The organism is Streptococcus handemini (assembly GCF_040984445.1).
GTDB classification, from domain to species: Bacteria; Bacillota; Bacilli; order Lactobacillales; family Streptococcaceae; genus Streptococcus; species Streptococcus handemini.
Window position 1 is genome coordinate 53122 of record NZ_JBFRYH010000002.1, and the last position, 10097, is coordinate 63218.

Below are 10097 nucleotides of genomic sequence, written 5' to 3' on the forward strand. Positions count from 1 at the left end.
TCTAGACAGTCTATTTCTCCGTAAGTGCTACAAGTCCCGACAATACTTTATACCTTGCTAGATTTTCTAGTTCACTAAGCTTCATAGAAACTCTACGCGATACACAGAAAAGGTGCCTATCGACACCTTTTCTAGCCCTCAATCATGAGAAGATTATTTTTCAGTAAGAGCTGCCAAGCCTGGCAATACTTTACCCTCAAGAAGCTCCATTGAAGCGCCACCACCTGTAGAAATCCATGAGAATTTGTCTGCACGGCCAAGATTGATGGCTGCTGCAGCTGAATCACCACCACCGATGATTGATTTCACTTCTGGTTGTTTCACAATCGCATCCATCACACCGATTGTTCCAGCTTGGAAGTCAGGATTTTCAAAGACACCCATAGGACCGTTCCAAACAACTGTTTTCGCACCTGTAAGAGCTTCGTCAAATTTAGCAATTGATTTTGGACCAATATCAAGACCAAGGAAGCCTTCAGAAACTGCTTCAGCATCTGTATCACGAACTTCTGTGTAGTCAGCAAAAGCATTTGCTTCTTTTGAGTCAATTGGTAAGATCAATTTCCCATTTGCTTTTTCAAGAAGAGCTTTCGCTACATCTAATTTATCTTCTTCCACAAGTGAATTTCCGATTTCAATACCTTGTGCTTTGTAGAATGTATAGGTCATACCTCCACCAATAAGGACTTTATCCGCTTTTTCAAGAAGGTTTTCGATTACACCAATCTTATCAGAAACTTTTGAACCACCAAGAATCGCAACAAATGGACGAACTGGATTTTCAACCGCTTCTTGGATATAAGCAATTTCATTTTCAAGAAGGAAACCTGCAACTGCTTTTTCAACGTTTGCTGAGATACCTACGTTTGAAGCGTGCGCACGGTGTGCTGTACCAAAGGCATCATTGACAAAGATGCCATCTCCAAGAGAAGCCCAGTATTGACCAAGTTCTGCATCATTTTTGGATTCTTTTTTGCCGTCAACATCTTCAAAACGAGTGTTTTCAACCAAAAGAACCTGTCCATCTTCCAATGCATTGATTGCTGCTTCAAGTTCTGCTCCACGAGTTGCCCCTGGAATGAAGACAACATCTTGACCCAATTTTTCTGCCAAGTTAGCAGCAACTGGTGCAAGAGATTTTCCTTCTTTATCCGCTTCTTCTTTCACACGACCAAGGTGAGAGAAGAGCACCGCACGTCCACCTTGCTCAATGATATACTTGATGGTAGGAAGGGCTGCTGAAATACGGTTATCATTTGTAATCACGCCGTCTTTCAACGGAACGTTAAAGTCAACACGGACAAGGACCTTCTTGCCTTTCAAGTCAACATCTTTTACAGTAAGTTTTGCCATTTTACAAAAACTCCTATTCTTTATTTTATACTCCCTCATTATACCATATTTTGGAAATATAGGGAAAGATTTCACAAAAATTCTCACTGGAAAGCGAACGTTTTAGCACCAAAAAAGAGAAGTCAAATGACCTCTCCTTTTAACTCATTATTTTGCAATTTTTGCAAAGTACTCAAGTGTACGAACAAGTTGTGAAGTGTAAGACATTTCGTTGTCATACCAAGAAACAACTTTCACCAATTGTTTACCGTCAACATCAAGAACTTTTGTTTGAGTTGCGTCGAACAACGAACCAAATGAGATACCTACGATATCTGAAGAAACGATTGGATCTTCTGTATAGCCGTAAGACTCATTAGCAGCAGCTTTCATTGCAGCATTTACTTCATCAACTGTTACATTTTTCTCAAGAACCGCTACCAATTCAGTTACTGATCCAGTTGGTGTAGGAACGCGTTGAGCAGCTCCGTCCAATTTACCGTTCAATTCTGGGATTACAAGACCGATGGCTTTTGCAGCACCAGTTGAGTTAGGTACGATGTTTGCAGCACCAGCACGAGCACGGCGAAGGTCACCACCACGGTGTGGTCCGTCAAGGATCATTTGGTCACCAGTATAAGCGTGGATAGTTGTCATCAAACCTTGAACAACACCAAAGTTATCTTGAAGTGCTTTAGCCATTGGAGCCAAGCAGTTTGTAGTACATGAAGCACCAGAGATAACTGTCTCAGTACCATCAAGAATGTCATGGTTTGTGTTGAATACGATTGTTTTTACATTGTTTCCACCAGGTGCAGTGATGACAACTTTTTTCGCTCCATTAGCGTGGATGTGTTGCTCAGCTTTTTCTTTAGAAGCAAAGAATCCTGTCGCTTCAAGAACGATTTCTACACCATCAGTAGCCCAGTCAATGTTTCCTGGTTCGCGTTCAGCAGAAACTTTCACAAATTTACCATTTACTTCAAATCCACCGTCTTTTACTTCAACAGTACCGTCGAAACGACCTTGAGTTGTGTCATATTTCAACAAGTGTGCAAGCATTGCTGGATCTGTAAGGTCGTTGATACGAGTCACTTCAACACCTTCTACATTTTGGATATGACGGAATGCGAGACGTCCGATACGACCGAAACCGTTAATACCAACTTTAACTACCATGAATGATTTCCTCCTTATGAAAATCGGGTTCTTTTATTTTAAAAGGCAGGCCTTTTAATCCTTTTGTGAAATTTTTAACTTGCAAATATCCAAGCTATCTTTCAACACTACTATTATATAATGAAGTTGATAAAATTGCAAATGATTTTCTTTTTTCAGAAAGAAAATTTACATCCTGTTGATAGTTGTTCTTTATACCCTTGATAAAAAATACCAAACACCCCATCTTCTAAATTATGATAAAATAAGGGTGAATCTATCTTATAAGGAGAAAATTATGAATTTTCAAGAGTTAAAAAATCATCCTATTGCAGTATTAGGAGCAGGAGCAGTCGGAAAAGCTGTGGCAGCGGATTCTGTTCTCGCCGGCAATACTGTTCATCTCTATGAACTACCGGAATTCTCCTCAACCACTCTTAGAGACATTGACAAAACTGGAATTACGATTGCTCAGACGGGACAAAATAACCTATTTGCTTTTGAACGGAGCGGCAAAGCCCATTTTGATTTGATAACAACTGACATCGCTGAGGCGGTAAAAGGAGCACGCCTCGTCCTTGTCACCGTACCCTCTGTCGCTCACGATACCTTTTTTGAGAAATTAGTTCCTGTTCTAGAAGATGGTATGATTGTTCATATCATCCCTGACAACTTTGGTAGTCTCAAATTGCGGAAAAAAATGCGCGAATTAAACTGTCAAAAAGACATCATCGTTGGGGGCTGGTCTAGTGCCCCATACGGCTCTCGTGTCATCAAAGAAGGCGGTGTTTTAACGCCAAAAATCGAACTAAAATACCGCGCGATTACCCTTCGAGGTGCCAGCCTTCCAAGCACCGATCAAGATGCTTTTTTGGAGAGTTCCAAAGCTATCGGTAGCTTTGACGCTATCACTCATGGCCAAGGAGCAACTGGCGGGAAAACGGTTCTAGACATCGGTTTTAGTAATGTCAACCCTGTCCTACATGTACCAGGCACAATCCTAGGTGCTAGCGTGATGGAAAATTGGGGGAGAATTTTTGGCGGCAATGACAAGTACTCTTATTCTATCTATTCCCATGCTTACAGTGAATCCGTCGCTGAGGTTCAATATGCCTTTTATCTAGAGCAAGTTGAATTAGCAGAAAAAATCGGTGTAGACTTACAACGTTACCCTAAGAAAAACTTTTTATCACGTACCAGTATCCTAGGGCCTGAGTATATGGGCGATGACTGTATTGTCCCATTTGACGAACAATTCCCTATGGCTTACGGTACAGGTCCATTTAGCATCCACGATCGTTATATCACAGAAGATATTCCAGTCGGCTGCCATCTTTACCATGAATTAGGGAAAAAATACGGTGTCTCAACTCCGGTTATCGACAGTATGATCACCCTTGGTTCTGTGATGACGGGACAAAACTTCTACGATAAAGGATTGACGCTGGATGACCTAGATTTAGCACATCTCTCAGCTGAAGAAATTCTAGATTATCTTGAAAATGGAAACTTTAGAAAGGCAGACTAAGATGAGTCAACATCACTATACCTATCTAGACAATCCACAAAAAATAGAGCGTTCCCATCACGTTGTACCAACACCCGTTGCTGGAATCGCTCTTGGTATCATTGCCATTGATTTCGACTATGTCAAAATGCCTGGGAATGTCGTCAATGCAACAACCTTTCACTTCCCAGTTTTATATGAAGTCATCAACATTGAAATCGAGGATCTTTTTCAAGGAAGAGCTGAAGTGCTACCAGCGATTATTGAAGCTGCCAAACGGTTAGAGAAAAAAGGAGTTCGAGCTATTGTTGGTGCGTGCGGCTATTTCAACCATTTCCAGGAAGAAATTAAACACGCAGTCTCTATTCCTGTCTACCTCTCCAGCGTCCTTCAAATTCCTCTTATCAAGATGGGATTAAAAGCCGAGCAGAAAATTGCGGTTTTAGTGGCTGACGGCGAAGGAGCAACTCGTGATTTTTTCCAAAAAGCCAATGCTACTATCGATGACTGTATTGTTAAAGAAATCGGTAGTCTAGAGAGTTTTGCTCCTATTCGCTGGAATAAGACACATCTAGATCATGAAAAATTAGGAAATGACTTATCCGATGTGGTTGAAAGCCTACTGAACGAGCATCCTGAAATCGGAGCTGTTCTACTCGAATGTAGCGACCTTCCTCCATACGCTGCAAAAATCCAATCCCGTGTCGGACTTCCTATTTTCGATTTTATTACACTTATTAACTGGCTACACCACAGTCTAGTACAACGCCCTTATTACGGCTATTTATAAAAAACAATCGTTAACTTCTAGTTGACGATTGTTTTTTTATTAACAAATACTGAGATTAGTACCCAAGTAAACTCCGATCTAAAGTAAAACGCAGCATTTTTAACCTCTTATCCGTAACGATAATCCGGATCATAATGAATGAATACATTATGGTAACTATCGTGCTCAAATGATAAGCACCATTTGTTCAGCACTCGTAGCGTCTGTTGCTCTGGTATCCAGCGTAATATTGCAACAACGGCAAATCTTCCTTGTCGTTATATATGACGAACTCTGTCTCATCGTTACCAATAAAAACGGTCAAGGCTGAATGAACGTGGATAGTGTACTTTCCAAAGTGATATTGCTTCACCGCACTACCTCCTCATTGCTATACCAGATACGAACTACTTTGTCGCAAACATCATAGACAACGCCCCAATAAGTGGCGAGTTGAAGATTGCCATCCTGCGACACTGTCACACTGCAACAAATAGACGTATGCTCAGGATAGATAATCAATAACTGATCCTGACCATCATAAACAGAGTGCAAGCGTTCGGACACATAGATTTCATAATCTTGTAATTGATATTTTTTCATATTCCTCCTGACTTTATTGCCAAAAATACGACAAAACTTTACGATCGTAGATAGTATCCATCTTTGTTATATGATCCTATCCTACCATTTCTATTGTATAATTCCCAGTAGCTACCTCCATGTGTCTCGTTACCAGAATTGACAGCACGATCTCGAACAATATAGGTTCCTCTAGGACCATAGTAGGTATCTGCTCTTCCTGAAAGCGCCGACGTACCATATTGATTTGTATACGAAGCTAAATTTATATAGGAGTGCTGTCCACCATCTTCATGGTTTGCGTTTTGAATACCTCTAGTCTCTATTCGCTGATTAGCTAGTACAACTATTGACAAGGGAAAAGTTGTTGAGAATAAAGCCAACAAAACCACAACGAAACACAATAATTTTGTCAATCTATTTTTTTAATAAAATATCTCCTTATTTTATTCAATTGCATTTTATCAAAATAAATACCGTCAATAGAATTTTCTGATTTTTCAGATATTTAGATTAAAAAGATTACTTGATGATAAACCTACTACATTTAATATAAAGTAGGTATCACTTTTCAAAACACAAAAAGCACCCGAAGGTGCTTGAGTTAAGTATTAAGCGTTCCCACCATTTTTCTTGATGATTTCATCTTGTACTGACTTAGGTACATCTTCGTAGTGGTCAAATACCATCATGAAGGTGCCGCGGCCTTGTGTAGCTGAACGAAGAACAGTTGCATAACCGAACATTTCAGCAAGTGGTACATAAGCACGAACGATTTGTGTATTACCACGAGCTTCCATACCATCTACACGTCCACGACGAGCTGTTACGTGCCCCATAACGTCACCGAGGTTGTCTTCTGGTGCTGTAATTGTCACAAGCATCATTGGCTCAAGGATAACTGGTTGGGCAGATTTCGCTGCTTCTTTAAGTGCAAGAGATGCCGCAACTTTAAAGGCAGTTTCAGATGAGTCGACATCGTGGTATGAACCATCGTACAATTTCGCTTTCACGTCAACGATTGGATAGCCAGCAAGAACACCGTTTGCCATAGACTCAACCAATCCTTTTTCAACCGCTGGGATAAATTCACGTGGAACCACACCACCGACGATTGCGTTTTCAAATTCGAATCCTTTTCCTTCTTCGTTTGGAGTAAATTCAATCCATACATCACCAAACTGACCTTTACCACCTGATTGACGTTTGAAGAATCCACGAGCTTGTGTTGAAGCACGGAATGTTTCACGGTAAGATACTTGAGGCGCACCTACGTTTGCTTCAACCTTGAACTCACGACGCATACGGTCAACAAGGACATCCAAGTGAAGCTCACCCATACCTGAGATAACTGTTTCACCAGTTTCAACGTTTGTTTCAACGCGGAATGTTGGATCTTCTTCAGCCAATTTAGAAAGGGCAACACCCATCTTGTCTTGGTCTGCCTTAGATTTTGGCTCAACCATCAATTGGATAACTGGTTCTGGAACGTTGATGGACTCAAGGATAACTTTTGCTTTCTCATCTGTCAATGAGTCACCAGTTGTTGTATCTTTCAAACCAACGGCAGCAGCGATGTCACCGGAGTAAACAGTTTCAATTTCTTGACGGCTGTTTGCGTGCATTTGAAGGATACGTCCGATACGTTCACGTTTGCCTTTAGAAGTATTCATCACGTATGAACCTGAGTTAAGAACACCTGAGTACACACGGAAGAATGTCAAACGACCTACGAATGGGTCAGTCATGATCTTGAAAGCAAGGGCTGCAAATGGCTCTTCATCTGAAGCTGGACGCTCTTCTTCAGCATCTGTATCTGGGTTGATCCCTTTGATTGCTGGGATATCAACTGGACTTGGAAGGTAGTCGATAACCGCATCAAGCATCAATTGAACACCTTTGTTCTTGAAGGCAGAACCACACAATACTGGGAAGAATTCAACGTTGATGGTTGCTTTACGGATTGCTGCTTTCAATTCTTCATTTGTGATTTCTTCACCCTCAAGGTATTTCATCATCAAATCTTCATCAGTTTCCGCAACTGCTTCCACCAATTTTTCATGGTATTCTTGCGCTTGATCAAGATACTCAGCTGGAATATCTTCTTCAAGGATATCTGTACCAAGGTCATTTGTATAGATTTCAGCTTTCATCTTGATCAAGTCAATGATTCCACGGAAATCATCTTCTGCACCGATTGGCAATTGGATTGGATGAGCATTTGCTTGCAAACGTTCATGAAGTGTGCTTACTGAGTAAAGGAAGTCCGCACCGATTTTATCCATTTTGTTGGCAAAAACGATACGAGGAACTCCGTACTCAGTTGCTTGGCGCCAAACTGTTTCAGTTTGTGGCTCAACACCTGATTGTGAGTCAAGAACCGTTACCGCACCGTCCAATACACGAAGAGAACGTTGTACTTCGATTGTAAAATCCACGTGCCCTGGTGTGTCGATGATATTTACACGGTGGTTGTTCCATTGTGCAGTTGTCGCAGCAGATGTGATCGTGATCCCACGTTCTTGCTCTTGCTCCATCCAGTCCATTTGCGAAGCACCTTCGTGTGTTTCACCGATTTTGTGGATTTTACCAGTGTAGTAAAGAATACGCTCTGTTGTTGTTGTTTTACCGGCATCGACGTGGGCCATGATACCAATATTACGAGTTTTTTCTAGTGAAAATTCGCGTGCCATTATGTTCTCCTATTTTAGTTAAATTTAGTTACATCTTATTATAGCATATTTTAGAAAAGAACGGATAGGCAGGACCTACCCGTTCTAAATGCTTTTTTTGTAAAGTGGTAAAAAGATACTGCTGAGCAATTTTGCTCATTGAGTTTGAACTAAAAGTTCTGGAAAAAGATACATCTTCTTGAACTTTCTTAACGTCCTAACATCTTAATTGAATTCAGGCTACAAATGTCTGCCAAAAAGAGACTTAGCTGTTTTGGCTTTAGCCAATTACAGATATGGCTACCTTTAGGGATAAAACTTCCTAGAAGCTGAAGCCTCGTTGTCAGTTCTCCTATTTTGTCTTTGCTCTCTACATCTCTGTATCTTATTCTAATTGAGTTCGGACTAAAAATTCGGGGAAAAAGATAAATCTTCCTAGAGCCCAATGGCTCGGCGTCACATTTCCTATTTTTCCTAGAATTTTCTTGACGTCCTCACATCTTAAATTACCAACGGAAGTGTGCAAATGCACGGTTTGCTTCTGCCATACGGTGTGTATCTTCACGTTTCTTAACAGCTGCTCCTGTGTTGTTTGCGGCATCCATGATTTCTTTTGCAAGACGATCAACCATTGTGTGCTCACCACGGTTACGTGCAATTGTTACCAACCAACGAAGTCCAAGAGTTGTACGACGTTCTGGACGAACTTCAACTGGGACTTGGTAGTTAGATCCACCAACACGGCGTGCACGTACTTCAAGTACAGGCATGATGTTTTCCATTGCTGTTTCAAATACTTCAAGTGCATCATTTCCAGTAGCTTCTTTGATTTGATCAAAGGCACCGTATACGATAGAAGCCGCTGTACCACGTTTTCCGTCAAGCATAACGCGGTTGATCAAACGTGTTACTAATTTTGAATTGTAAAGCGGATCTGGCAATACTTCGCGCTTAGGCGCTTGGTTTTTACGACTCATTTATCTATATCCCCTTTCTTACCCTTTTGGACGTTTTGTACCGTATTTAGAACGGCCTTGTTTACGATCTGTTACACCTGCAGTATCAAGTGCACCACGAACGATATGATAACGTACCCCTGGAAGGTCTTTTACACGTCCACCACGAAGAAGCACCACGCTGTGCTCTTGCAAGTTGTGTCCGATACCTGGGATATAAGCAGTTACTTCGATCAAGTTGCTCAAACGTACACGAGCGAATTTACGAAGGGCTGAGTTAGGTTTTTTAGGTGTCATTGTTCCGACACGAGTCGCAACACCACGTTTTTGTGGTGAAGAAACGTTTGTTTGAACTTTTTTACGGCTGTTGTAACCAACGTTCAAAGCTGGTGATTTAGATTTTTCTACTTTAGACTTACGTGGTTTACGTACCAACTGGTTAATTGTAGGCATCTACATTCTCCTGTATCATTTTTTATTTTTGGTTGATAGAGCACTTGGTGACAGTCCCTATCTGTGTATACTTTGCAACTATTTGTCAGCACGTCTCTGTACACTTTTGAGAGACCAAAAGTAAAAAGTACCGTCTATCATCATAACATAACCAAAGCCTTGTGTCAACTATATTTGCTGAAACATCACGACAAACGCATGAAAACCTTCTCGATAAAAGTTCTAAAATGAAATTAGCCAGTTGAAGGTATGAAAAAACATCTCGGCGAGATATAATTGTAATCACCACAACAACAATTAGAAAGATTCTGAGATGCAAAACTATTATACACCAAAAAGGAAACATTTAACACTAGCTGAGCGCCGATTGATTGAAAAGTGGAAAAAAGAAAACAAAAGTAACCGTCAAGTGGCGAATCTACTGGGTAAAGCGCCACAAACCATCAACAACGAGATCAAGCGTGGCACGGTTCTCCAGCAAGTTAGGAAAGGTAAGTTTGCGAAGCGTTATTCTGCAGACTATGCCCAACAAGCCTACGATAAAGCGCGTCAAAACTCTTGTCGTAAAGCAAAGATTGACAAGGAGACAAAGGAAAAAATCCTCCACTATATGAAGCTGAAATTTTCTCCCGAGATGATGGTGAAGGCTAAGGGAGTGAAAGCGCCAA

At 41.0% G+C, this 10097-nt stretch carries 9 protein-coding genes; 3 read left to right on the forward strand and 6 right to left on the reverse strand.

All coding sequences use genetic code 11. From position 1 onward, the window contains the following. Positions 1-153: 153 nt before the first annotated feature. Both ABPH35_RS00720 and gap read right to left on the reverse strand, forming a co-directional pair. Entirely contained in the window at positions 154-1353 is a 1200-nt protein-coding gene (locus ABPH35_RS00720) for a phosphoglycerate kinase (protein ID WP_349988391.1), read from the reverse strand. 147 nt (positions 1354-1500) lie between these two features. Next, positions 1501-2511: a type I glyceraldehyde-3-phosphate dehydrogenase gene (gene gap / locus ABPH35_RS00725; protein ID WP_368849465.1), complete on the reverse strand. Its 1011-nt coding sequence runs from the start codon at positions 2509-2511 to the stop codon at positions 1501-1503. Positions 2512-2788: 277 nt separating this feature from the next. On the opposite strand from gap, the gene ABPH35_RS00730 reads away from it, so the two are divergent. Both ABPH35_RS00730 and ABPH35_RS00735 read left to right on the forward strand, forming a co-directional pair. Further along, positions 2789-4018, forward strand: a complete 1230-nt coding sequence (locus tag ABPH35_RS00730; protein ID WP_349988393.1) for an NAD/NADP octopine/nopaline dehydrogenase family protein — start codon at positions 2789-2791, stop codon at positions 4016-4018. Between the two features lies 1 nt (position 4019). Further along, a complete protein-coding gene (locus tag ABPH35_RS00735; protein WP_349988394.1) occupies positions 4020-4787 on the forward strand; it encodes an aspartate/glutamate racemase family protein in 768 nt (255 codons plus the stop codon). Between the two features lie 348 nt (positions 4788-5135). Here ABPH35_RS00735 and ABPH35_RS00740 read toward each other — a convergent pair whose 3' ends face one another. From ABPH35_RS00740 to rpsL, 4 genes are all read right to left on the reverse strand, one after another. Next, positions 5136-5369 carry a hypothetical protein gene (locus ABPH35_RS00740; RefSeq protein ID WP_349988395.1) on the reverse strand — a complete coding sequence of 78 codons (234 nt, stop codon included), beginning with the start codon at positions 5367-5369 and terminating at the stop codon, positions 5136-5138. Between the two features lie 590 nt (positions 5370-5959). Beyond that, positions 5960-8041 (reverse strand): elongation factor G, encoded by a 2082-nt coding sequence (gene fusA, locus ABPH35_RS00745; RefSeq protein ID WP_349988396.1) that lies wholly within the window; start codon positions 8039-8041, stop codon positions 5960-5962. Between the two features lie 485 nt (positions 8042-8526). Further along, on the reverse strand, positions 8527-8997 hold the full coding sequence (gene rpsG / locus ABPH35_RS00750; protein ID WP_067087676.1) for a 30S ribosomal protein S7: 471 nt from the start codon (positions 8995-8997) through the stop codon (positions 8527-8529). A gap of 18 nt (positions 8998-9015) precedes the next feature. Then, positions 9016-9429, reverse strand: a complete 414-nt coding sequence (gene rpsL, locus ABPH35_RS00755; protein ID WP_018379166.1) for a 30S ribosomal protein S12 — start codon at positions 9427-9429, stop codon at positions 9016-9018. Between the two features lie 313 nt (positions 9430-9742). Between rpsL and ABPH35_RS00760 the strand changes: the two genes are divergently transcribed. Then, positions 9743-10097: helix-turn-helix domain-containing protein (locus tag ABPH35_RS00760; protein ID WP_349988397.1), on the forward strand; the 355-nt coding region annotated here is incomplete at its 3' end.

Bases quoted from the DNA above. Each gene is read 5' to 3' on its own strand.
- ABPH35_RS00720 (WP_349988391.1), bottom strand. From the start codon at position 1,353: ATGGCAAAACTTACTGTAAAAGATGTTGACTTGAAAGGCAAGAAGGTC.
- gap (WP_368849465.1), bottom strand. From the start codon at position 2,511: ATGGTAGTTAAAGTTGGTATTAACGGTTTCGGTCGTATCGGACGTCTC.
- ABPH35_RS00730 (WP_349988393.1), top strand. From the start codon at position 2,789: ATGAATTTTCAAGAGTTAAAAAATCATCCTATTGCAGTATTAGGAGCA.
- ABPH35_RS00735 (WP_349988394.1), top strand. From the start codon at position 4,020: ATGAGTCAACATCACTATACCTATCTAGACAATCCACAAAAAATAGAG.
- ABPH35_RS00740 (WP_349988395.1), bottom strand. From the start codon at position 5,369: ATGAAAAAATATCAATTACAAGATTATGAAATCTATGTGTCCGAACGC.
- fusA (WP_349988396.1), bottom strand. From the start codon at position 8,041: ATGGCACGCGAATTTTCACTAGAAAAAACTCGTAATATTGGTATCATG.
- rpsG (WP_067087676.1), bottom strand. From the start codon at position 8,997: ATGAGTCGTAAAAACCAAGCGCCTAAGCGCGAAGTATTGCCAGATCCG.
- rpsL (WP_018379166.1), bottom strand. From the start codon at position 9,429: ATGCCTACAATTAACCAGTTGGTACGTAAACCACGTAAGTCTAAAGTA.